Origin of the sequence: Taibaiella koreensis (assembly GCF_003545715.1) — a bacterium.
GTDB lineage: Bacteria > Bacteroidota > Bacteroidia > Chitinophagales > Chitinophagaceae > Taibaiella > Taibaiella koreensis.
The window spans coordinates 1,468,477-1,494,152 of the sequence record NZ_QVNU01000001.1; the positions used below are offsets into that span (position 1 = coordinate 1,468,477).

General features: G+C 50.1%; 13 protein-coding genes and 1 tRNA gene. 6 read left to right on the forward strand and 8 right to left on the reverse strand.

Going from position 1 to position 25,676, the window contains the following annotated elements:
* Positions 1 to 216: 216 nt before the first annotated feature.
* The gene (locus DZK30_RS06520) at positions 217 to 4,569 is read left to right on the forward strand and encodes a T9SS type A sorting domain-containing protein (protein WP_118973252.1); all 4,353 of its coding nucleotides are present in this window, start codon (positions 217 to 219) and stop codon (positions 4,567 to 4,569) included.
* Between the two features lie 150 nt (positions 4,570 to 4,719).
* Here the strand turns inward: DZK30_RS06520 and DZK30_RS06525 are convergent, their stop codons facing one another.
* Positions 4,720 to 5,397 (reverse strand): response regulator, encoded by a 678-nt coding sequence (locus DZK30_RS06525; protein WP_162902900.1) that lies wholly within the window; start codon positions 5,395 to 5,397, stop codon positions 4,720 to 4,722.
* 59 nt (positions 5,398 to 5,456) lie between these two features.
* Entirely contained in the window at positions 5,457 to 7,136 is a 1,680-nt protein-coding gene (locus tag DZK30_RS06530) for a sensor histidine kinase (RefSeq protein ID WP_162902901.1), read from the reverse strand.
* 671 nt (positions 7,137 to 7,807) lie between these two features.
* Between DZK30_RS06530 and DZK30_RS06535 the strand changes: the two genes are divergently transcribed.
* The 3 genes from DZK30_RS06535 to DZK30_RS06545 all read left to right on the forward strand — a co-directional run bounded on the left by DZK30_RS06535 (position 7,808) and on the right by DZK30_RS06545 (position 17,605).
* Positions 7,808 to 8,149, forward strand: a complete 342-nt coding sequence (locus DZK30_RS06535; protein ID WP_162902902.1) for a response regulator transcription factor — start codon at positions 7,808 to 7,810, stop codon at positions 8,147 to 8,149.
* 281 nt (positions 8,150 to 8,430) lie between these two features.
* Entirely contained in the window at positions 8,431 to 10,968 is a 2,538-nt protein-coding gene (locus DZK30_RS06540; RefSeq protein ID WP_118973256.1) for a T9SS type A sorting domain-containing protein, read from the forward strand.
* 274 nt (positions 10,969 to 11,242) lie between these two features.
* Positions 11,243 to 17,605: a T9SS type A sorting domain-containing protein gene (locus DZK30_RS06545; protein ID WP_118973257.1), complete on the forward strand. Its 6,363-nt coding sequence runs from the start codon at positions 11,243 to 11,245 to the stop codon at positions 17,603 to 17,605.
* Between the two features lie 413 nt (positions 17,606 to 18,018).
* On the opposite strand, the gene DZK30_RS06555 is transcribed toward DZK30_RS06545, so the two are convergent.
* The 3 genes from DZK30_RS06555 to DZK30_RS06565 all read right to left on the reverse strand — a co-directional run bounded on the left by DZK30_RS06555 (position 18,019) and on the right by DZK30_RS06565 (position 20,359).
* Positions 18,019 to 18,798: a T9SS type A sorting domain-containing protein gene (locus DZK30_RS06555; RefSeq protein WP_118973259.1), complete on the reverse strand. Its 780-nt coding sequence runs from the start codon at positions 18,796 to 18,798 to the stop codon at positions 18,019 to 18,021.
* A 90-nt stretch (positions 18,799 to 18,888) separates the two neighbouring features.
* Positions 18,889 to 19,950 (reverse strand): hypothetical protein, encoded by a 1,062-nt coding sequence (locus tag DZK30_RS06560; RefSeq protein WP_162902903.1) that lies wholly within the window; start codon positions 19,948 to 19,950, stop codon positions 18,889 to 18,891.
* Positions 19,951 to 20,287: 337 nt separating this feature from the next.
* A tRNA-Glu gene (locus DZK30_RS06565) sits at positions 20,288 to 20,359 on the reverse strand.
* A gap of 354 nt (positions 20,360 to 20,713) precedes the next feature.
* Between DZK30_RS06565 and DZK30_RS26510 the strand changes: the two genes are divergently transcribed.
* Together DZK30_RS26510 and DZK30_RS06575 are read left to right on the forward strand one after the other, a co-directional pair.
* Positions 20,714 to 21,904, forward strand: a complete 1,191-nt coding sequence (locus tag DZK30_RS26510) for an exosporium glycoprotein BclB-related protein (protein ID WP_118973261.1) — start codon at positions 20,714 to 20,716, stop codon at positions 21,902 to 21,904.
* A 45-nt stretch (positions 21,905 to 21,949) separates the two neighbouring features.
* Positions 21,950 to 22,726: a T9SS type A sorting domain-containing protein gene (locus tag DZK30_RS06575; protein ID WP_118973262.1), complete on the forward strand. Its 777-nt coding sequence runs from the start codon at positions 21,950 to 21,952 to the stop codon at positions 22,724 to 22,726.
* Positions 22,727 to 22,988: 262 nt separating this feature from the next.
* Here the strand turns inward: DZK30_RS06575 and DZK30_RS06580 are convergent, their stop codons facing one another.
* Genes DZK30_RS06580 through DZK30_RS06590 form a run of 3 tightly spaced genes read right to left on the reverse strand, consistent with a single transcriptional unit; the run spans position 22,989 to position 25,558 of the window.
* Positions 22,989 to 23,579 (reverse strand): hypothetical protein, encoded by a 591-nt coding sequence (locus tag DZK30_RS06580; protein ID WP_118973263.1) that lies wholly within the window; start codon positions 23,577 to 23,579, stop codon positions 22,989 to 22,991.
* Between the two features lie 18 nt (positions 23,580 to 23,597).
* The gene (locus tag DZK30_RS06585) at positions 23,598 to 24,848 is read right to left on the reverse strand and encodes a glycerophosphodiester phosphodiesterase (RefSeq protein ID WP_118973264.1); all 1,251 of its coding nucleotides are present in this window, start codon (positions 24,846 to 24,848) and stop codon (positions 23,598 to 23,600) included.
* The gene (locus DZK30_RS06590; protein ID WP_162902904.1) at positions 24,845 to 25,558 is read right to left on the reverse strand and encodes a hypothetical protein; all 714 of its coding nucleotides are present in this window, start codon (positions 25,556 to 25,558) and stop codon (positions 24,845 to 24,847) included. Before DZK30_RS06590 ends, DZK30_RS06585 begins: the two co-directional genes overlap by 4 nt.
* Positions 25,559 to 25,676: the final 118 nt, after the last annotated feature.

The following is a 25,676-nucleotide window of genomic DNA, read 5'->3' on the forward strand; positions in this document are numbered from 1 at the left end:
TTTGCCTCACGGTGATGGCTGCTCAGGCCGGAATTTTCCTTTTTCTTAGTGTAGATCTATTCCGTTTTTTTAAGTAGATAGCGGTCATAGCATTAAATGTTCGGCATTAGATTCATGCCTCTTTATTTTTATGCAAATAGTGTGGCTCGATTTCTACAAGAGTGCGCTTGCCTATAGGTTAAGTTTGTATCCTCTTTTAACCAACAAGCACCTTTTATGAGAAAAAATCTACTCTTATTTTTTCTGACACTTACCGTTTTGAACGCCAGCGCCGCAGATTATTACTGGGTGGGCGGCGGTGGGTCGTGGAGCGATCTGAATCACTGGCGCCTGGGCAGCAGCGCCGGTAGTATTCCCAGCATTGTACCTGCAGCCGCGGACAATGTGTTCTTTACCAATCAAAGTGGCTTTGGCACAACGGCGGCAACCAGTACTGTAAGCCTCGATGCCAATGGCTTTTGTAACAACATGACCTGGAGTGCTGTACCCAACAGCCCCAGCTTCAATGCCGCCAACGCCTCATTTAAGGTACAGGTAAGCGGCAACCTGGTACTTTCTCCCGCGACTACTTACAATGTATTCTTTGCATTTAAAGGAGCAACGCCGGCAACCCTCACCGCCAACGGCAACGTGCTGGGTGAACTGGGCATGGAGATCGACAAGCCCGGTAGCAGTCTTACCCTGGCTGACAATCTGATGGTACCGGCAACGACCACCGCATTTGGCACGGGCGGGACAACGTTGACATCGGGTACGTTTGATCTGTCAGGAAAAACAGTCACGCTGTACAATTTTATGAGTGACAATACCAATATGCGTACGCTGCAAATGACCAACGCCAATGTAACATTTAATTCAGCTTATCGCTATGCAGGCCTTAATAAAACCCTGAATGCGACAGGTTCCACCTTACTTGTTAGCGGCATGGCAACCGATGGCGGTACCTATAATAAAGCAACGGTGACGACAGCGGGCGGGCCGAATACCAATGTGATCAACGGTACGACATTCAGCTCGCTGACTTTTACGTCGACTACACAAATCTATTCAGATATTGAAGGTAACAACACCGTAGACACCCTCGTTTTTTACGGGCAAGGTGCGCTTAACAACAGCAATAATATTGTTGGAAGCGTTCAGTTTAATGGGCCGCAAGGCAACATTGCCTCCAATAACACGGTTCAGAACGTTTTGTTTGTTGGGAGAGGCGCCGTCAACGGCGGCAATACTATTGGCACATTAACCGCTCAAAGTAATTTGCAGATATCAGGTGTGAATACAATAGACAGCCTGCTGCTGGCACCTAATAAAACCACCACACTGGCAGGCACGATCAACATCAATAAATACATGAGGGCGCAAGGCCTCCCCTGCCAGGCCTTTACCGAGATTATCGCTACCGATACAGCGCATTTATACTTCGCCCCTGCCGCAACCGCCTCGATCGACAACGTTAATCTGACTTATATCGCCGCGCATGGTAATATTACCCCCATAGCTGTTTCAGGTGTAGATGGCGACGGCAATGCCGGTTTCAACATTACGGAACCCTCTTCCCTGTCGGGCGCCAACCTGTATTGGGTAGGCGGCGCCGGCGACTGGAACGACAACACACACTGGAGCTATAGCAGCGGTGGTCCCGGCGGGGCTTGTATCCCCTTTATCGCCGATACCGTTATCTTTAATTCGGCCAGCGGGCTGGGCTCCAGCCGCATTGTGACCACCAGCGGCAATTCCTATTGCTACAACATGAACTGGCTTGCCGGTGTAGGTACCACTACTTTTAATGAAGCGGGCGCTTCAGCTATGAGTATCTATGGTTCAGTAGTGCTCAATTCCGCTGTGACGATGAATGCGATGCTTGAATTTGCCGGAACCAATGCTGCTTCGACCATTACTACTAATGGCAGCACTCTGGGCTCCCTGCAACTCCATACCCGTAAAAAGGGCGCCGGTGCGGTAACCCTGCTGGACAACTGGTCCAATCCCAACAATGGCATTCTTACCCTGGTAAGTGGCAGCTTCAATATGCCCGGCCGTACGATCTCCATTAACCGCTTTACCGGTAATACTAACGGTGTACGGTCGCTCGATATTTCCAATGCCAATATTACCGTATCCAATACCTGGGCGTATGTAGGCGCTAACAAAACGATTAACGCCACCGGTTCTTACATTAATACTGCTTATGCCTTAAACGTCGATGGCTTGAGCTATCCGAAAATAGATGCCACTTATACCGGTGCCGGCAATCCCCAGGCTTTCACCATTATCAATACGACCTTTGGCGCCCTCACCTTTACCGGAACCAATGCCACAGCCGGGGTGAATATCGATAGCAACAATATCGTTCGCCGCCTGGAATTTAAAGGCGCCGGCGCTATTGCGGGACCAGGCAATGTTATCGATACTATGATTTTCGCTGCTTCCCGTAATTACCAGGTCACGGGTACCAGTACGATCAACAAATACCTTTTGGCGCAATCGCCTACCTGTACCGGTCTGCTCGAAATGAGGGGCAATACTACAGGTGGCTTCGCTTTTAATCCTGCAGCGAACATTCAAATGGCCAATGTTTACCTGCAGAATATGAGCGCTACCGGCGTGCCCGCGGTGGCTGTAAGCGGCGCCGATGCCGGCGGCAACTCGGGTTGGAATATTTCTTCTGCCGCAGGAACACCCCGCTATTGGATCGGCGGTGCGGGCGACTGGAACGACAACACCCACTGGAGCACTGCAAGCGGGGGCACAGGCGGCGCCTGTATCCCTACGGTATACGACAATGTATATTTTGATGCGAACAGTGGTTTTACAGCAAGCAGCAAAACAGTCACCGTGAATAATGGTAATGCTTACTGCCGTAACCTAGACTGGTCGGCAGCTACAAACGCTCCTGTCTGGAATAAGGCCGCAGCCTGGAATATAGAGGTGTGGGGCGATACAACCGTGCTTAATGCTGCAGCTACGTTTACCGTATCACCGTTGACCTTTAAAGGAAATAACAATGCGGTCATCAGTGGCAGCGCATTGGGTAATTTCGATATCCGTATGTCAAAAGCCGGTGGCAGCCTCCGGTTCCTGAATAACTACACCAATATACTAACAGATATTTATGTCAACGACGGCACGTTGAATTTAGCCGGCCGTACGATGTCTTTATCCGGCATTAGCAACGAAGGGCTAGCCAATACGATGAGTGTTAACCTCGCTGGCGCTGCTGTCACCCTGGATACCTTATGGCGATATGACGGAACGGCTACAGCGCATACGCTGATCGCCGATACCTCAACCATCAATACAGAAACATTCCAGGCAGCGGGTATGACGTACAATAAGGTAAATGCAAGCGGTGTACTGAATTCGAATGCAGTGTTTAGTGGTACGACAATAGGACAGCTTACTTTTACCAACACGAATACCGCTTCGAAGATAGGCATCAATGGTACCAACAATACCATAGGTATCCTGGATTATAAAGGCAGTGGTGGTATTTACGGTACCGGCAATACGATCGATACCCTGATCTTCTTCCCGGGTAATACGTACACGCTGACCAATGGTACCAACACGACCATCACCGGTGAATGGTTTGGCAGCGGTACACCCTGCAGGCTTACCGATATCGTGAGTAGCAGTGCATCGGCCAATGCTACGGTGACCAAGACCAGTGGAAGCGTGGTGTTTGATTATGTAAGGTTGCGTCGTATTACGGCCGCCGGAGCAGCACAGCCCTTTACCGCGCAGCAGCATACAACCGACCAGGGCAACAACCTTAACTGGAATATTGCGCCTTACAATGGTGCGGCCCCTATCTACGGTTTGGGACCCGATACAGCACTGCTGGCTACGGCTTTCCCCTATACACTGGGCACAGAAGGCTTCTTCGGCGTACCCTCGTCGCAGTATACCTGGAACAACAGCAGCACGGCAGACTCTCTTGTGATCACCGATACCGGCAGCTACAGCGTAACCGTGAATTTTGTAGATGGCTGTACGATCAGCGATACAATACATGTCAGTCTGAGAACACCATTGCCGGTAACACTTGCGGGCTTTGCCGCGCATGTACAGAACTGCCAGGCCTACCTGGATTGGAAGGTTACCAACGCTGTCAATTTCAGCCAGTTTGTTGTTGAACGCAGCGGCGACGGCCGCAACTTTTCCGATCTTGCCCGTGTGGCTTATGCAAGCGGCACTGGGGAGTATGCTTATGTCGACAAAAATATAGGCAGCGGCGCATTCTATCGCCTGAGATTGATCGATGTCGATGGCAGGTATCAATACAGTACAGTGATACCCGTAACATCGGATTGTGGTGGCAAGACGGTTTCAGTGTATCCTACGGTTACCAACGGAATAGTGCTTGTAGACCTTCCGGTTGGCTATGAAGGCGCTAAAATTGAAGTATTCACCAGCCTGGGCCAATTGGTGCAACTGCCCAACAGCGATAAGGCGGGCTATGCAGGCATACATCGTATTTCCTTTAACGGACTTGCCCAGGGTCAATACCTGCTGCGGGTAAGCAATGGTGGCGAAATGCGGACCTTCAAGTTGTTCTATCAGCCTTAGTCTTAACCGATCCCTTCCTTGAACCAGGAGCGATCATTGCAGTGAAGTATAGCTTAAGCACAGCGCCCGGGTATGTTTACCCGGGCGCTTTTTATGTAACGATCGATAACCTTGAAATGGCGTAGCCTATTGTTGGTGCCCGGGCGCCTGTTACAGTTCTTCCAGCTGAATGACGCCGTGTTGCAAAGCAAATTTGATCACCCCTGCAAGATTCTTGGCCCCGATACGGCGGGTAATATTGCTCCTGTATTGCTCTACCGTCCGTTCGGAGAGATGTAAATGCTTGCTGATCTCCTTGGTCGTTCTCTGTTTGCATAGCAGCCGTACCAGTTCCAATTCTTTGCCCGAAAACTTTGTATTGGCGATCAGGTGGTTGTTCACATAGTCGTCTGGCGAACCAGAGAACCGGTTGACGATATGTATGCGGGCTTCCTTGCAAAAGTAATCCCGGCCTTCCATGAGCAAGTGTATCGCGCGTATAAACTCGTCATCCTCATCCTTCTTGATCACATAGCCATTAATGCCTGCCTGCAGCATTTTTATAATTGCGTCGGGAGAATAAGAAAAGGAATAGGCCAGCATTTTGGCAGAAGGTATTTTACATTTCAACTCGCGCACCAGCAAATCGCCCGTAATGTCGGGCAACAAAAAATCGACGATCACCAATTGTGGGAAATGTTGGAGCGCTTTGCTCATGCCGCTGGCGCCATCATGGGCCATATGAAAATTGTCGAACATAGGCCCGATGAGCAGCTTTATGCCGTTCGCTACCATTTTATGGTCGTCTATTATCAGTACAGAGTTATAAGTGTTTTTCTTTTCGTTCATAGCATGATTATTTATTTTGAACATTGTGGGCTATAATGCTTGAGCGCCAACAGGCCGGCTTATCTCAGCAAACAGGATATGTTTATCCGGTACCCGTTGGGGTAATTATTGTCCAGCTGCCAATCTCCGTTTATTTGCCGGATACGTTCTTCCATATTTCGGATACCTATACCAGTGCCTGTCCGCTGTGTTTCCCAGCCTTTGCCGTTGTCGTAATAAGTTACCGTTAATTTATTGCCGCTATTCGCAAAGGTTATGTTTATCTTTTCGAATGAAGCGTGCTTAATGGTATTGGTAATGCACTCATTTAATATCGATACTAAATTTGAGAACTGGTAGTGGCTGATAAACCGTTTTTTGTCGATGCTCGTTTGAACGTTGGCCGTAAAGTCGCCGCCCTTGCTTAGTTTCTCCAGCGTCTGCTCCGTCGTGCTTACCAGGTCGTGCAGTACATACTGCTTATCCGATTTAAGGTCGTGTGATAAGCTGCGGATAAGCGCCATGGTATGGCTTATATGGCTTTCCAGCTCGGCATTAGCCGCATCTCTGTCCCCGTCTGACCGGGAGGCTTTTATCAATGCTTTGGCGTACAATAATGCGGGATTGGTTTCATCATGTATATTGCGCGCCATATTAAGCTTGAAGGTCATAAGCTTGTTCTTCTGTCTCCTGCGGGTATATTGTATCATAAAAGCTCCGGTTATAAGTAATAATGCGATGACGGCGCCTGCTATAAAGAGCCGTTTTTCTGCTTGCCTGTTGCGGGCTGCCGCCTCTGCCAGCAATAATTGTTGTTCCTCCGTTTCGGCACGGGCGTACATCATGTCGTCAATATCTTTTACCAGTATGGAACGGGAGCTATCCAGGATGTTCATCGCTGTTTCATAGGTGTTGCCGCTCTCTTTATATTTTCCTTCTGTGTAGAGCAGCCGTGCTTTGTATTTCTTCAATACAAACGCATGATAAAGGTTCTGGTTTCCATTTATCATGGTTGCGTACCTATCCAGGTAAAAAGAAGCGCTGTCGATATTGGTATAATGGATATAGTAAGCCGTTTTTATATCTGCTAGAGTCACCTGAAGATAAGGTTTCATGTATCCAGGTGTGTTCTTGCCGGCCAGCAACGCATCCAGGCTCCGGAATGCCTCCAGCATCAAGCCGGGATTATTTAATGCAACGGCTCGGCGATAGAAGGAAAGGATCTGTGAAACGGTAATTCTCGTCGTTACGTCAAGCTGATCTTTGTATTTGGCTTTGGTTATCGCAGCTATTTTTTCGAGAATGCCTTCAGCCTCCTTGCCCGAAAGCGTATCATTTAATTCATATAGTGCTCTTGTCGACTGCTCCAATACCATAGCGGCCTGCACAAGGTCGTTTTCATCCAACTTTTCTTTGTCGATATTTGCAGGAATGCTTTTCAGGTAAGCTTTTTCTCTTTCATAAAGGGCTTTTATTTTTCCATCGGCGCCCTGACCTTCATAATAGAGGACAATAATGGATAGTGCAGTAAGCGATTGCCGGTTCTTTGTTTCCCTTTCTAACTTTTCAATTTTTTCTGCATAATAGAGCATTTCCCCATCCCTGTCTGCCATCTGGGCCTGGTTGCTCATGATACCATAGTAAACACGCTTGTGCGCTTCGTTTTTTTTATCTTTCCATGCCACCCGTCGGTATAGATCCAGCATTTTGAGCAGCTCTTTATGTGTGAAAAGGATATTCTCCGACAAAAATGTACGCATGCTGGTATAAACTGTATCGAGATAAACCTTTTCCGATAGCTTCCCTTTTTGATATGCTTCAGATAGGCTGTATAATATCCCCGCTGCTGAGTCTTTTGCATTCCTGCTGTATGCTGCATGATAAGAAAATCCGAAAAAGAGTATGAATAAGCAACTGAGCCGGCGCTTCATTTTGGTCTTGTGATTGTTAGCTGTTTAATTATAGTATTACCTATATCCATGGGATACAAAATATAGGTTATCGCACAAATGTACCAACAACTTTAATTGGCTTGCCTATGTGTAGTACTTATTGTATCGCTGTATTGAATATCTTCTATGAAAGCAGTGCATGTTATAGCCGGGGAGCATAATGTATCGTCATTGATTAACGATTAAGCGCTGGTCCGGTGGGCAATGCAAGTAACAGGAGATGTTTTGATAGCAGTAAGCCAGTATGTATTTCGGATAAGCAATAATGGCTCTAGTTGTGATTGTTTAATTGTTGCCTTCGGGTATTACGGCACTTTTTTGACCAGGCTGATGACAGTATTACTTTAGTGATCGTAAAGAAATAATAGTATACCGGTAAAGCATATGGCACCCGGCACGGAGCCGGTCATAACGCTCCTAACTTATCCCAAGAAAACAGAACGATGCTGACTTTTTTGATCACATGCAAAATGGAAATTATGCTCCTCGGAATCACTTCGGTTATCCGCGATCTCTTTCCCAATGCTATTTTACTGCATGCCAATAGCCGGCAGGATTGCCTGCGCATTATTAAAAATAAAAAAATAGGGTTAATGATCTCAGACGGAACGGTGGATGAAAGACCCAACCTGAGCATGATCCGTGATCTCCGTGCATTGCAGCCGGATATTAAGGTAATGATGTTGGTGGAGGGTGTACGGGCCGATCATCTCAGATCGCTATCCCGGCCCGGAGAAATCGATGTGTGCATCAGGAAAAATGCTCCTATTGAACGGATATATGAGGCGATTCTGAGTGTGCTTGCTGTAGCCGAGGCATAAGCGCAGGGTCTGGACGCTCCGGGCGTATCCGCTACCGGTGATAAGAAGCTCTTGCAGGCACCGGCTATTGCATATCAGGTAACGTTGAGTTTCTATTGAACTTCTTCAATCAGGAAGATCGGGATCTGCAACAGTTTGGAAGAGGCATGTAACGTGGTTCTATTTTTGTAAGCACTTGGAAGGCGGTTATCTATAACGTACAGAACCACCATCTCGTTGACTGGTCCGGGTTAAGATGGTACAAGCACACCTATTCTCATCAACAAAATCACTACATAACCATGAATGTAACATCTACTTTTAGGGCAGTACTGCTCACGGCTGCCGGTATGCTGTCTGGCGCCGGCATAGCCCTGGCCCAGGATTGTACTGCCAATGCGGGCGGCAATGCGATCGTATGCGGTTCCACAACCACCTTAACCGGCGGTGTATCGGGTACGGTTGGCGTGGGCGGTGGTCCCAGCTGGTCTTTTGTATCGGGACCTGTGACACCCGTCATCGTATCGCCGGGCTCCCTTACCACTAATGTAACAGGGATGACCGCAGACGGGGATTATGTGTTCCAGCTGATGCAGCCCTGTAGTACAGGTGTGGCGCAATCGCAGGTCACGATCACCGCCCACCCCAGGCCAGCTTCCTTTACTGCCGGGCCGGATAAGACAGGCATTTGTGCCACCGTTGGAACAACTACGCTCAATGGCGTTATTCCCGCAGGCTTTACGGGAACCTGGTCGGCTGTCAATATTTTCAATGCCCAGAATTTCGGTACTGTAGTTACGACCAATTCCTCTTTCAGCAACAATACGATAGCTAATCCTGTTTTTTCACTGATCAATAAGGCAAATCACGATGTTGATCCCGCGTATTACGCTATTCTTACTATTGTGTCCAACGATGGTATCTGTTCCTATAAGGATACCGCGGTGGTAAGGTTTTGCCCCAATCCGGCCCTGAACGTCAGTAATACGATAACCTGTATCGATGATGTCTCTTCCCAGTATTTTGATTTTGATTCCGGGCCGGCCTTCAATAGCGCTACTTCCGGCTCGGCAGGCGCTGCTGTTAATGGCACGACGATCACCTTAAATGTAAGCAGCCAGCCTGCCGGCGGCAATATCACCTTTAGCCGGATTGCCGAACGCAGGATTTACGTAACGGGCGCCGGCATTATAGGTACCTATACCTTCACCATTACGGTAAGCAATTGTTGCGGTACGGTAACTTCACCGCCGATGAGCTTTACGGTGACCGGTATCAACGGCCATTCCCTCAATTTCCAGCCCGCCGGGCATGGTGCGCCGGAGCAGCTCGCGCTTTATGCGGCCGGAAGTTCGGGTGGGGAAGTGCATTGCGGCATTGCCGGAACCGCGACGCCGGAATTGTTTTATTTTAGCATTAATCCTGCCGATAATCCTGCTACTACCGTGACTAGTATCACCAGCGAGGGCGTATTGCCGCCCGGCGCGAGCACACCTATCATTACGCAAACCGGTGCCGGTACGGCGAATCGTACAGTGAGCGTTAACCCCGGCGCGAGCGGATGGAAAGTGGGTACATATGCATTTAATATCCAGTCGGGGACAGCGCCGTGCTTTATTTCCCAGGACTACTATATTCATGTTTCGGACAATAACCGCCCGCCACTTTTTGTGCCCGATACTACGGCTTGTTATCCGGGAACAGGCAGTGTGAGCGCCACGATCAGGCTTCCCGCTATTTACCAGGGCGTGGTCAATTCCAGCTATTTCCAGGAATTTAGCGGATATTATAATTTCCAGGTCATATCCAAACCGGCCGGTTCTTCAACGCCTGTATTCCCGGCCAGCAACCTGCGGCGCATCACACAGGCAACTACCACTGTATCCAACCTGGACAAACCGGGAGACTATGTGATCCGCATCATACCCTTTTCCGGTAATGGCGCAGGTCCCTTCCTGGAGCAGGAATATGCCTGTTCGGGTATTCCGGGACCGCTGCAATATAATTTTACGATACATTTGAACCAGGTCATTAATTCCAATGCCGGCAGCGATCAAACGGGTGTATGCGCCAATACCGTATCGCTTTTGGGTAATGCCACCGGCGCCGGTACCGGCCTGTGGACGGTGGCTTCGGCGCCGGTAGGGGCCAGCCCGATTATTGTTGCGCCTGCCAATCCCTCCACGACAGCCAATCATCTTACGGTAGTAGGACAATACCGCTTTGTATGGACGATCACCACACCATCGGGAGAATGTAAGAGCAGCGATACGGTTTCCTTCAACGTGACCTGCGCCATATTCCCGGTGCGCCTGTCCTCCTTCACGGCAAGCAGGAAGGGTGCCACGGCGCTTCTTGAATGGGTTACAGCATCCGAAGCGAATAATAAAGGCTTTGCCATCGAACGCAGCGCAGATGGTCTGACATGGAGCAGCATCGGTTTTATCGGCAGCAAAGGCCCAGGTGGCAATAGCCAGGAAAAGCTGGCCTATAGTTATACCGATAAAGTTCCTCTTGGCGGCGCTAATTATTATCGCCTGAAACAAACAGACAGAGATGGTACATACGAATACAGCACAATAAAACAAGTGTCTTTCGAAAACGCTGGTAGCATCAACATACATCCCAATCCTGCTAAGGACTACGTCATTATCGATGGCCTGGCCGGCGGCGAAACCATCAAGCTGTATGACGCTACCGGACGTATGGTAAAAGAAATGAGACCGGCTTCTTCATCCACAATGGTTCAGCTGGATGCTTTAAACGAAGGCTTATACCAGGTTTCGATTATCGATGTGAACGGAAATACGGTTTCAAAAAAGATCATGAAAGCGAAGTAAAAGGATTTATTGGTTGGTTCGTGTAAGCAGTCGCGGAAACGGGGCTGCTTTTTTTACACAGGATTGTCCGAAAGCCGCATGCTCTGATTATTGTACAGAGCATACCGGTCGATTGTGTTTCGGTTGATAAGCATCATTACACAACTACTTCAATCGAAAACTTCAAGAAGTACTATACTTTTTTATTAAGTGTGCCCGGGGCGCTAATTTGGCCGACAAAGTGCTCCGCTTTCCAATATAGTCCTCATTTAACCCGATTGTAAAACCAAACATTATGAGCAAACTGTACCCATTACCTTTTATGGGGCAAGCTGCAGGAAGCCGGCGATTCCGAGTCCCGCTGGCATTACTGTTCTTATCTCCGGCCCTGTTGACAGGCCCTCTTTCTCATGCGCAAATCGTGCCCTCGAGTCCGGGAGGTATCACCACACGGCCTTCCGTATGGTATAAGCCGGATGGCGCTACAACAACCGCATGGACAGACGCCTCTGCCAACAGCATCGATTTGTCGACAAACGGGACCAACACGGTTACCGTAAATGCGGGCGATGCAGCGCACAATTTTAACTCCTGGACAACCGGTTACTCATCGGCTAAGTATTACCTGTACACAAGCAACACAAACGCGGTGTTCGGCGCCTACGGCGATACAGCCGGAGGCTATCGTTACACACCGTTGACTGTCTTTGGTGCGGCAAGAGCGACTTCAACTGCCAGCGGGGCTATTACCGGCCTGGACAATGATGCTTCGTATGCTGCTGAGCCAGGGTTTGGCGTGAGGGCAGGCGGCGGTGTGCTCAATCCGCGATTCTACCGCTTTGGCAATGGCTACGATGCCATTTCGACAACACAAAACATCCCGCTGGGGCAAACCTCCGTTTACCTGTACCAGCCACCGTCTGCCAGTGCAGGAACGGGCGATCTGACCTTCGGGTTGAATGGTGCCCACTCGGTAACCTCCGGCGTTACTGCCAGAAGCAGTGTAGCGGGGCCTCATTTAAATATCGGTAACGATGGCTTCACCTTCGGCGCCTTCCCGGGCGATATCCAGGAAGTAGTATGGTATAAGGCCACCCTGGCTGCAGCCGACATCAACAAAGTAGAAACGTATCTGGCAATCAAATACGGCGCCACACTCACTCATGATTATGTAAACAATAGCGGTACGTTATATAGCCTCAGCACCAATAGCGGCTATACTTCCAGTATTGCGGGTATCATGAGGGACGATGCGTCCACATTGCATCAGAAGCAATCCAATAGTATTAATACCGGTAAAGAAGTGTTGATCGGCATTGGCGGACTTGCCAATACGAATGACGCGAATACAGGAAGCCTTACCAACGGGCAGTCGCTTATGTGGGGAGATAATGGTCTGGCAAAGATACCTTCCCTTTCTGTAACCAATATCCCGGGAGCCAACTATCGTTTTCCTGCTGTATGGAAAGTACAGAATACGGCGTCTGTAGGCGTTGTGCGTGTCGCCTGGCCTTCGGTATGGACAAGCTTTAAGCTGGTACAGAGTAGTGATCCTACCTTCACTGCGGGGAATACCGTTACTGATATGACGGCCAATACCCAAACGATTAACGGTGTGACTTATAGCTATGCAGATGTAACGCTTGCTGACGGACAGTATTTCACCTTCGCTGCATTTGTGCAAACGCCGGGTGGGGTTGCCTTGCCGGCCGTATGGCTGAAGGCCGATGCCGGGACAGATACTTCTGTAGCCAACGGAAGAGTGAGTGGATGGCAAAACTATGGTTATTCGGGCGGCATAGCCGGTCAGCTAAGCCAGTCTCCGGGTACTACTTACGACTATCCCTATCTCAAAAGCAACATCCACAATTTTAATCCCTCCCTCGTTGACAGTACTACGAACGCAAATGGAGGGTTGTTGCTGGCCAATGTATTCCCCGATTATGCACAGAGGGCCTTATCCACCTTTGTACTGCAAAGCCAGCCGGATATTACCCAACAAAGAGTAATGCTATCGTTTGGGAATAATATCAATTTCCAAAGCAGCAACGAATACCCCTGGTTTGCGAGTCAAAGCGCTACGCAGCTTTATTTCTGGTGGGATGGCAGCTACCAGTCGGCCCCTGTTTTGCCCAATTCCCTGAGGCGCTATAACAATATACCTACTATCAATGCCTATTACCGGCGCCAGTGGACCAGTAATCCGGACACGACTACGCTGAGCATGAATGGCGCGACAACCATAGCGACTGGTAATTCCAATGCCAGCCTGGGTATCGGCAATCATCTTTATATCAATGCCGATGGCGGCAATAACAATCCATCGGGCGGTAATATTTCCGAGATCATAAGCTACGACAGGTATTTGACTGCTGAGGAAAGACAACGCGTAAACTCTTACTTCAGCATTAAATACGGGATTACCTTGCTGACAGGAAATGGTACGGGTGTAGCCAGCTACCTGAACAGCGCTGGAGATACGGTATGGCATGCCGGCAATAACAGCAGCTATGCCAAAAATATCGCCGGTATTGCTTACGATTATAATTCGGGGTTGAATCAGAAGCAGTCGATAAGCGAAAATGCCGGGAAGCAGGTGCTTATCGGTACTACTGGTCTGGCCAATACCAATGCGTTGAACACGACCGCATTTTCAACAGATAAGCAATTTTTGGTATGGGGCGATAACGGCCTGGAAAGGTCCCCGGCAGTTGCCATTGCGGGCGTTTCCGGTGCCAACTACCGCTTCAAGGCGATCTGGAAGGTACAAAACACCGGTACGGTTGGAACGGTGCGTGTCGCCTGGCCGAAGAATTGGGACAACATAACACTCATCCAGAGCGCTGATACCACTTTTGACGGAGGCGATGTGGCTACGGATATGAGCACTCATACCCAGACCATTAATGGTGTAGCCTACAATTATGCCGATGTGACCTTTACCAATGGTCAATATTTTACTTTTGCTATCCAGGCACAGTCTCCCGGTGGCATTGCTGCGCTGCCCGCAGTCTGGTACCGTCCTGATAATGCGGATTCTTCCCAATGGAAAGATGCTTCCATCAACAGCCTGGATTTGACCAGCGAAAACGGAGCAACGGTAAAGAACGGCGATCAGGCGCATAACTTCCACAGCTGGACTACCCGTTATTCGGCAACCAGCTACTATAATTATCTCGATCCCGCTGCAACCAATACAGACCTTGAAGTCAATCCTGTCTTTGGTAATTTTAATACCAATAGCTTTTCCTATATGCCGTTAACGATCTTCGGTGTTGCCCGCGACACGTTAACTACCGGTGGGTCGGGATTGATTACGGGGATAGATAACGAAAAAGCTAATGCTTCCGAACCTGGTTTTGGCGTATATGGCGCGCAGCAACGGTTTTACCGGTTCAGCTATGGTGCTGCCGTTTCGGGTGCTGCTGCTCCGGTTGATATGTCTGCCGTTTATATGTGGCGTCCGACCACAGGCGGCGCAACCGCCGGGGGCACAGATACGCTTTTAATGGGATTGAATGGTGTGTACACTACCTCACAGATCAATAAGGTGGGCAGTGTTGTCGGCCCTTATCTGAAAATCGGTTACTCTGCATCCGATTGGGGTGCATTTCCCGGAGATATCCAGGAAGTGATATGGTATAAAGACTCCCTCGGTTACAGCGATATCCAAAAGGTAGAAACTTATCTTGCGCTGAAATATGGCACCACGCTGGGCCATAATTATGTGGCAGCATCGGGCGCTACTATTTACAACCTGAGCTCAGATACTACTTACCGCTATAATATTGCCGGGATCGGCCGTGAGGCTGCTAACGGCGGATTGGATCAGCGCCAGAGCAATTCTGTCCGGACGGGAAAGCAGGTATTGATCGGCACGACAGGTTTGAGCAATACCAATGACAGCAACGCTGTTCAATTGACAGATGCGCAATACCTTGTATGGGGCGATAACGGTCGGGCCAAGTCTCCCTCTGTTTATATGCCCGGAATGGCCAATGTGAACGTACGGTTCAAGTCGATATGGAAAGTGCAGAATACCGGCAGCATAGGTACCGTACGTGTTGCCTGGCCGGCAACAGATTTGAACAACCTGTCGTTGATCCAAAGCGCCGATACCACATTCGATGCTTCTGACGTGGTGACCGGTATGCAGGCCAATACCCAAACCATCAACGGTGTGACCTATAACTATGCAGATGTGACCTTGTCCAACGGACAGTACTTCACCTTCGCCGGTCATATCGCGCATGCACCGGGAGGCGTTTTTGCAGGCTTGTCCTATTGGTACAGGGCCGATAAAGATGCCGTAAATACAGGAGATAGCACCAGTGTGACCTCATGGACAGACTATGCTATGGGAACTGTGGCTAGCCAGGTAGGCGCCAACCCCTATCCTTTATATCATGTGGGCGCTGCCACTTACTTCAACTTTAATCCGGGAATCAACTTCACCGACGGAAATCAATCCCTGGGTAATCTGGTGGCGCAGGCTGTAGCCGATACTGCCTATGATATCTTTACCCTGACCAAGGAAGGTATTACTGCAGGTGGCGCAAATCCACGTGTCTTCAGTGTACTGGCCAACAGATCGCTGGCTACCGGCAATATCCATTACTGGGATGGCGTAGGGATCAATTTCGACGGTCGTCTGGAGCGGTACAACAGCACATCGGGGCTCGCTTATCTGGCCAACCCCGGCAATGTCGACTTCCCGTCCAATAGTCCCGGTATTATGTATCATAACTTCACCAATAATGCCGTTTCAAAAGGCTTGAACGGCGCGCGTAAAGGTGCTTCGGGTGTTTCGGGACCTTATGGCATGATCAATGGCGGCTTTACTTTTGGCTCTACGGTATTCTCCGGCAACGGATCGGATAACTATAGCTTTAAAGGTCATTTGGGAGAAACCATTATCTACGGTTCCAATAACCTATCGCCTGCCGACCGGAATAGGGTAGATGCTTACCTGGCGATCAAATATGGTATTACCCTGGATACCGCCGAAAGCTACCTGAGCTCAGCTTCAGCGGTGATATGGGATAAGAACGCCAGCAAGCCCTACTACCATAACGTAGCAGGCGTAGGAAGGGATGATCTTTCGGCATTGTTCCAGAAGCAAAGCAGGAGCCAGGTAACCAATAACCCTAATAACCAGGTTATCATGGGGCTGGGAGATATCTATACGGCCAACCTGAACAACCCCGATTCTATTGCCGATGGACAGTTCCTTATCTGGGGCGACAATGGCAATACGCAGGCCATGACCAATACAGCGGCTACTTATACGGTATTCGCGTACAATGGCAGCAGCGACAGCCGCAGGATGAAGCGGACCTGGAAGGTGCAGAACACCAATGTGGCGCCGGCGCTTAAGATCCGGTTCCCTGCAGCATCGGTAGGTACTACTACGCTGCCCGATGAGTCCTGCGCGCAATACGTGATCCTGTTTGCCGACGATTCGGCTTTTACCAGCAATGTAACGGCAGCGGCCCTTACGGTAAACGGGACCAACTATGATGCCCTACACAATTTCCCGGCCGGGGCCAGCTATTTTACCTTTGCCAGATTGAGCAGCTTTACGCCAGGTATCGTATATCTCCCTGGTATTACAGAAGCGACAGATGAGTTTGGCAGCTGCACCTCGGGCGCCTGGACCTATTTTCATAAGACCGGGGATAACAGCCGTAAGGTGCTGGCTACTTCAGGTTTGAATACGGCGCAGGTAAGCAATCTCACCGTTACCGTAACGCCCGAAGGCGCCGGATACAGCAACGGCACAAGCGTGACCAAACTAATGGACCGTATCACCACCATTGCCGATGGCAGCAACGGAACCTATGCAGGAGCGCGGATAAGGGTGTACTACAGCAGCAGCGAGATGGCAGCAGCAGCGGTGCCTGGTGCGCAGACACAAGGCTGGTTCCGGTACGATAGCTATAATGCCGATACGATAAAGACGGATATACAGACTGACGGCGTATTTAACCCTGGTAAGGCTATAGCCCTTACACCCAGCGGCTCGGGTACAGAAGATGGTGTTCCTTATGTGGAATTCCTCAATGCTTCGCCGTTTGCCAGCTTTGTGTATGTGTCTTCTACCGAAGCCGTAGGAGTAGTGCTCCCGGTAACATTCGTCAGCTTTACAGCCAGGAAGCAAGGCGCCGCAGCATTGCTCAACTGGGCTACCGCCAGCGAGACAAATAGCAAAGGCTTCTCCGTAGAACGCAGCGCCGATAGCAAAGCCTGGAATAGCATTGGCTTCGTCAACAGTGCGGCGCCCAATGGTAACAGTAGCCGGAAGCTGGATTATAGCTATACCGATAAGGCACCACTGAGCAGTATGAACTACTACCGCCTGAAACAGACCGACCTCGACGGGCAATATGTGTACAGCGTAGTGCGGCAGGTTTCCTTTAGCAATGGCCATATCAGCATACATCCCAACCCCGCCAGCGACTACGTAACCATAGACGGGCTGAGCGGTGGTGAGTCGATAAGCATGTACGATGCCACCGGCCGGATAATAAAGGAAATAAAGCCGGTACAAGCCTCTGTTACGATTGACCTGGATGGCCTGAGCGGCGGCTTATATCATATTCACATCACCGGGAACAATGGCACAGTTGTTTCGCAGAAGGTAGTGAAAGTGAACTAGGGCCAACGTGTGGATGCCGTTTAAAAGCGCTGAAGACTGAATTCTCAGGATCGGCGTGAAGTATAGAGCAGCAGCGGGCAAACACCTGCTGCTGTTTCTTTTTTAGACCAGTGCCTGTAATGTAGCAGGCTGTTCTCGCCTGAGATGGAAATTGACTATCCCGATATCGAGGCCATAGGCCAGATTGGCCCCAATATAGTTGCTGTGCTTGTCGAAGTACCATTTTATAGCTGTCCATTCAACATACTCCGGGACCAACGCGTTTTGTTTCCTGCTCCTTTAAAGCAAGGTATCACGATCGGCGGAGAAGAAGCCCTTATGCTTAAAATGGCTTTCGGGTTATTGGGAAAATAACGGCTGCATTCCTCTTCGCAGGTTTTCTTTGCTGTTTCAGGTATCATCTTCGGTGGGCGTTACTCTTTTATCACCTTTGCCCACGCACTGTTTTGCCCGTCGATGTACCGGATAAAATAAGTGCCGCCGGCTAAGCCGTCCAGGTCAATTTCGGTAGTAATGGCTGTCAATTTAAGGAACTTTATTTCCTTGCCGCTGATATCATTGATCTGAAGAAAAGACTGGTCTGTGATAGAAGCTACTGAAAAATATACCTTCCCTTTGGTAGGATTAGGCGACAACGTAAAGCCGGACTGCTGCGTGTTTGTGTGATCCAGGCTGATGATAAAAGAATAACTGGATTGGCCATCTCTATCCACCTGTTTCAGGCGGTAATAATTAGTGCCGGCAGGCATGGTTTTATCCGGGAAAGTATAAGCCCTCTTTTCGTTGCTGCTGCCATTGACCGCGCTGCTGTATACGCGGCCTATGCTCCGAAAGGCAATACCATCCTGGCTTCTTTCCACATCGAAATAGTCGCTGTTTTTTTCCTGGGCAGTGTGCCAGATGAGGAAGTTGTATTCGTTTCTTGCAATACCGCTGAAATCGAGTAGGTGTACCGGTAGCGGTGTGCCTGAGGTGCTTGGCTGCTGAAAACCTTGCGTAAACCTGGGATTGGCGCCTATAGTGGCAACAAAAGGTTCTCCCAGGGTAAAATTAAGTGTAGCGCCGCCCGGCATCGTTCCGCCGCCGCCAGTACTCGCCAGCACATAAGGAAGCGCCGATTGTGCCTGCGCTATGAAACCGCAGGCGATAAGCGAAATGAAAACTGCTGCCGGTTTGCGTAGTGTTGCTTTCATAAAATGAATATTTTAAAGTGGGCTAACGGGGAAAATTGCTGTTGTAAACGGTTGCCGGGCGGCGCCCTGGCCAGAACAGGCAAAACATCGCTACAATTTCCTGATGGCAAATGAACTGTAAAAAATCTGGACGGGAAGGGTCATGCCATCGTTATTATAGTAAAGTGCTAGCTGGTCGCCGGCGGCTAAAACTACTGTTCCGGTTACATTGACAGTGGCTCCTTCCAGGGGAGCCCTGATGGGCAGGGTACCAATGGTCAGCGAATAGTTAATATTGAAGACGGGTATGTAGCCCAGAGCCATTATGTTTGGCGGGGATACCGTCCTGACTTCAAATGATGGGAACTGACCAGCACCTATATTGTTGGTAACAGGTCCTGTCAATGTATAATTAACTACTGCTGAAATAGCGTAAGTGCCGGCTGAAGGGACGGTATAGACACCCGTAGCGATATTGAAATTGCCGTCGCTGTAGTAGGGACTATTGACGCTATAGCCATTCAACTGATAACTGGTGCTCATCTGAGGGTAAAAGGACAGATACGCCGAAAATCCTACGGTATTACCGCCGCCGGCAGTGGGAGCCTGCCAGGCGGTATTACCGTTGCCGTCTGCTGTCAGCACTTGTCCGTTAGGGGCCGTTCCCGAGCTTATCTTGGCATTGGTCACTGCATTATTGGCAATGGTGGGATTAGGATAAGTACCGGTAAGATTACCACCTGCCGCGCCGGTTGGGGGTGCTCCGCCTGCTGAGCCGGCGTACAAGGCGTAAGGCGTCGATACCATTTCTACCGTGGAGAGATCGGTATAGTTATTGCCGCCGGTAATGTCCGCTTCTATCTTAAGAAACTTAGCGGCCGAGTTCCAGGTAATGGCGGCAAAAGTGCCGGTTACCGGTGTTCCGGCCCCGAGCTGGACAGTTGCCAGGCCGAAAGCATTGGTCGTTGTCGCATGGGTTTCCGTGTACAGGGTGGCGCCGCCTGCCGATCCTTCAAGGATGCTGAACCGGAGCGAAACGTTCTGGTTGATCACGGGAGCGCCGCCGGCGTTGCGGACTACAGTCTGGTAATTGATCTTTTGCGGGGCTTGCTGCGCCGCAGCAGCCAGCGCGAAGATCAGCAAGGCGATCAATAGCATGTTGCACTTTTTCATAAAGTCGTTTTGCCGGCGTTGTTGATTCTTCACTCATCTTTGCCGGTGGTGATTTATTATATTACACCGCAAAATTGTTTCAACTCCGTCAATTCATTCCTAAGGGTTTCCCCTTAGATTGACAGGTTGATCAATGCTTCAGTATGGCAACGCAGATAAGGGATAACAATTTCGGGACCCCTGAGGAGGATAGGATAGCAATGCCTGTGACTACAGAAAAAGATAGCAGGGCTTTGTGGCCGTATAGCATCTTGGATCACGTGCCTTGGGGAGAGCCACGTCCAACGGGAAAATCCAGGCTAACAAAAAAGCCTGCAAAATTTGCAGGCTTTACTCGTACCACGTACGGGAATCGAACCCGTGATTCCTCCGTGAAAGGGAGGCGTCTTAACCCCTTGACCAACGCGGCATTTTTGGATGGGTTGCAAAAGTACATTTATTTTTGACTTCAGCAAATTCTACTCGCTCTTTTTCAGCCTGTTGCTCATATTTTTTTCTTTTTCAGCTCTGTCCAGGCAAAAACCTGCACGTATTTCAGGTTTGTTTTTGGTGGCAGTTTAATTTATGCAGTGCATGCTAAGAGCCGTTATCCTACACTGGTACAGTGCGCCCAGTAAAAATATATTTATATTATTATTATAAATCATAAAAACGACGATTGAAATATAGCTATTGATATTATATGATTGTCATTTTTTAAACTAGCTTCTTACTTTGGTTGTATCCTATCCAATTTCATTCTCTAACCAACCAAAGCTTTTTTATGAAAAAATTTACCAGTCTACTCATGCTGGCCTGTTTGCTCAGCCTTACCCTGATGGCCCAGCAGGCGCCCCAGAGGATCAATTACCAGGCCGTGGTGCGCAATGCATCCGGTACGCCGGTGATCAACCAGAATGTCTCGCTGCGCTTCAGCATCCTGGATGTCTCTGCCAGCGGCACCGTTCTCTATTCAGAAACCCAGTCGGCGACCACCAACGCTTTCGGTTTGGCCAATGTGCAGATCGGTTCGGGAACCATTGTCAGCGGCACCTTTAACACCATCGCCTGGAATTCGGCCAGCAAATTCCTGAAGGTCGAAGCCGACATCACCGGCGGTACTACTTATGCCAACCTGGCTACCGTAGAGATGATCTCCGTGCCCTTTGCGCTCAATGCCCAAAGCAGCAACGACAACCGCTGGACGCTCAATACGGCCGATATTACCAGCAATAATACCGGCAGTGTGGGCATCGGCGGTGCGCCCAACGCCAATGCCAGGCTCGATGTTTCGGCCACCAATAAGGGTATCCTGATTCCCAGGATAACCCTGGCCAATCGTCCCGCTACTCCCGTCGATGGTCTGCTGATCTATCAAACCGACAATACACCGGGCTTCTACTACTACAATAGCGGTAGCTGGAAGCGTGTAGCCAACAGCAACGATATTGTCAGCGGTGGTACCATTATACCGTTCTCTTCTGGTCTTCCGGTAACCCTTACGACTATCGCGGGCGGCCTTGTAGGCACCAGCGCCTTGCTGGGCTTTGGTAGCTCGGCAAACGGTGTAGCGCTGGTAGGTGCCAATATCGACCTTACAGGAGCCGGCGGTACCCTTCTTAATTTCGGTTTTGTATCACCGAGGGCAGGTACGATCACGGCTATGTCGGCCCAATTCAGCACTACGCTGGCCTTGTCGCTACTAGGATCGAATGTTACGATTACAGCACAATTGTATACCGCGCCATCCGGCAGCAATACCTTTGCACCGGTGCCGGGCGCTGTGGTAACGTTGGCTCCTTCGCTAGGTGGCGTGCTGGCATTGGGGGCAGTTTCCAGCGGTACCACTACCGGCCTCGCCATACCAATAACCGCGGGCAACCGTTATCTCATGGTTTGCTCTGCTACTGCTTCTGGTATTAGTTTGGCCAATAGCATAGTCGGCTATGCCAGTGCGGGCGTGAATATCAATTAACCCCGTTTACAAAAATTCAATGCTTATGCTAAAAATACTTCCAACATGAAACGAATCTTGATTTCATCGCTTCCGGCACTGGTCCTGTTGCTAACCGGCCAGCTTCCTGCGGCTGCACAGTCGGTGCTTCCCTATGTGCTGGCCAGCTCCGGAAACAGTGCCACCGCGCCCGGTGGCGCGATCGTAAACTTCACCATCGGCGAACCGTTTACGTCCACCATCGGCAGCAATCCCCAGTTCACACAGGGATTTCAGCAGCCCAGCACTTCGGGCAACCCGCTGCCGGTGCAGCTGCTCGACTTCAGCGGGATAGCCAAAGGCGGCTACAACCTGCTGCAATGGCAAACAGTCCAGGAAAAGAATAACGATTACTTCAGCCTCGAGCGAAGCGCCGATGGCGGCCGCTTCCAGCCTATAGGCCAGGTGTACAGCAAAGCACCCGGCGGCAACAGCAGCGATAAGCTGGGCTATAGCTATGCCGACCAGACCATGCCCGCCGGGACCAATTACTACCGTCTGCGGCAAGTCGACCGCGACGGGCAATTCAGCTACTCCAAGGTAGTGGCGCTGACAAATGCAGGCGCTACGCAACAATTCAGCGTATCGCCCAACCCTACCAAGGGAAAGGTCTTCTTCTCCGTCAGCACGCTGTCGAACGAGGCTGTACTGACTATCGCGGACCTGTATGGGCGTGAGCTGAAACGTATGAAGCCGGTAGCAACCGTGACGGAGATCGATCTCTCTGCCTGGACTGCCGGTACCTATTTTTTACATTATAGCGACGGACTGTACCGCGAATCGGTGAAAGTAGTAAAAGACTAAATCAGGAGCGGGAACCAAAGCACAAGGGATCGTTCACCCGAACGGTCCCTTGCCTTTTGTATATAGCGCCCTGGTACAGCGAGGTCTCAGGTTTGCTTAAGCCTGTTTGGGTTTAAAGGTGAAGCCCAGCCGGCCACTATTCCAGATATAGATCTTGTCCGCCTTAATCTTTGTTCGTTTTTCTGTTCTTCCTGTCAAAATACCCCTCGCAGAGCAGTAGCAACAAATGGTATTATCTTAATCATACAGCTTTATGTTTTGCTCAGAAATCATAGCTGAGTACAACAGGAAGCGCGAGGTTGAGGTCGGTTGCCTTGGTGGAAAAGCTGAGCTTGAGCTCGGCGCCCAGGGTAAAATCCCTGCCGATACGCCTCTGGTAGCCCACACAAAAGCTCCCGTCGGCCAGCGACAGCACTTTGTTGAGCACGTGGTTCTCCAGTGTTTCGCTGGAGGCTGCGTTCAGCAGTAGGGAAGGGCCGAAGCTGAAAAGGGTATATACCGACTTCGTAAGGCGCATGCCAATGACCAGGTGCATCGGTATGGCTGCAAGCGAGGCCCTGATGGCGTCGTTTTCATATCCGTTTACCCGGTAGAATTTATTGTATCCCGTTTCAATACCCAACGATACGCGGTAGCGCGAGTGCCATATAATACGGCCGAAAAAGCTGTAGTTAAACGGCTTTACATGATCGCCGAAGGTTTTGATATTGTTGAAATAGAAGTTGGGCCCTGCAGAGATGGAGCCTGTGAAATGGGCCTCCCGCGGGCGGTGTTGGTCGCCGGGCTGTGCCTGTACCCAAGGGGCTGTACCGGCCAGTAGCAATAGCAGCATCAGTTTGTAGTAAGAGGACATGAGCAAAGCTGGTTGTTATTATTCCTGGCTGTAAAAAGTATAAGCCAGCATGGATGGATAATTGGTAAGAATACCGTCGTAACGGCTTTGGGTGATCACTTCGCTCATGCCGCCGGGATCGTCCAGCGTCCAGGTCACTACTTTTATATCGTGGGCATGGGCATCTGCCGTCTCGGCTTCCAGCAGGCCCAGTGTCCAACGGGGGGCAAATACCCTGGAGCCTGCATTTTTCGCTTCGTCCAGCCCGATCTCACATAGGGAAGGTAATTGCTGGTGCCCGGGAAAAGCGATGAAATTGTCATAGGCTTCTTTTGATGGCAATCCCAGCAGCATCCCGATATTCCTGTTCCGGGATTGGGCGTAGCTCCGGGCTTTCTGCAGTACCGGTACCACATAATTGAAAAAGCCGTCTTCCCCGCCGTCTTTGCAATCCAGCCATACATTGGGTATATCGGTAGCATCGATAATGGTCGTTAGCATTTCGTCGAGTGTAGGAATCGACTGGCCATCTACAAGCTTGATATACGCGCGCAGGAAATCGGCATTGAACTGGTGGATATCGCCCACCAGGGGGCTTTTACGGGTAAGCCTGGTATTAATGTCCGGATCGTGGTATATGATGGGAACCTTATCCTTCGTGAGCCTGATGTCGATTTCGATACCCGTAGCGCCAAACTGGCCCACATGCTTTACCAGGTCCAGGGAATTCTCGGCATAAGGCAGGTTATCCGAGTTTCTGCCGCCACCACGATGGGCGGCAATGATGAACGGCCGTGTGCTTACGGCTGCAGAGAACGGCCGCTTGTACCGGATGCTGATCGTTTTGCCAGGATCATTTTCCAGGTATCCACGTAGCACGATCCCGTTGCTTTTGTGGGCAAAAACAGAATCTACACCATCGGTTTTGATCATGGTCAGCTGTATCTGTCCCTGCTGCGGCTGTATCGGGTCGCGCCAGAATCCCGCCATGCGGAAGCTGCTGTCCGATGGCTTATAACCTACTTCCAGGTTGATGAAGCGACCGTCGCGGGCGCCGAAAAGACAGAGATAGCCATTGGCCCATTTGCCGGCAAATTGTTGCCCGAAGCCGTCGTCGCCTTCCGATAGTTCATAAATGCCTTCGAAAACCGCTTTATAGACCGTGTCGAAAGGTTCGGTGTTTTCCAGGTTAGCGGTAGTGTAGGTGGATAAGGGCTCGAACCGGTCCTTAATGCAGGCGGTCCAGGCCAGCATTGTTAGCAGCAGCAATAAGAGGTAATGCTTTTTCATAGTTTAAAGCCGATATTGATCTCCGGGATAAAATATTGGTGATCGACGATCATCAATGCCGGCCATCCGAGAATATGAAATTTATTGAAGCCGGCGATGAAGCCGAAACAGATCGAATGCCGCCGGGTAAGCCGTTGTTCTATAAAACAGGCAATGGAATAGCCGTTGAACATGGAGCCCGTAATGTTACTGGTAGCATAATCCTGCAGGCCCAGACGGGTATTGATCATCCAGTCTAATTTACCCTGGAAGGTAAACGCTATATTTTTGAAGTTGAAGCCCGCCCGCAGTATGGGGTGATGTTCCCATACCCGTATCGTATTGTTGTACCCGAACGACCGCAGGAAGCCGAAACTGAAGCCCAGCTGATAACCGACGCTTATATGCAGCTGGTCGCTTAAGGAATAGCTCCAGGAGGGCCCCAGGCGCACATCATTGGCCAGCACGAGTGTTTTTACATTGCCGTTCAGGGCAAAGCTTCCGGGCAAGGCATAATTGGCTTTGTAGTCTATCATAGGCCCACTGATGGGCTGCTCCAGCCATTGATCGGGGAGATAGATCTGGGCAAGGGTAATGGAGTGGTCGTATTTACCCGGGCGCTGCGGGGCCGGCAGGTACATCGAATGCTCCCGGATATCGAAGTCCGGTTGTTGGGCATAAGCGCCCTGGCCAAGCAGCCACAGCGATGTTGTAAGCCATTTCCACATCATATAAAGGCATATGCGGCCGGCATGGGCCAGGCGCTATCAGCATCAACAGGTTACCGGGGAAATCGTTCATTGGTAAGTTGCAATTCTCTGCAGATGGGGTGCTCAGGGTATAGGAACG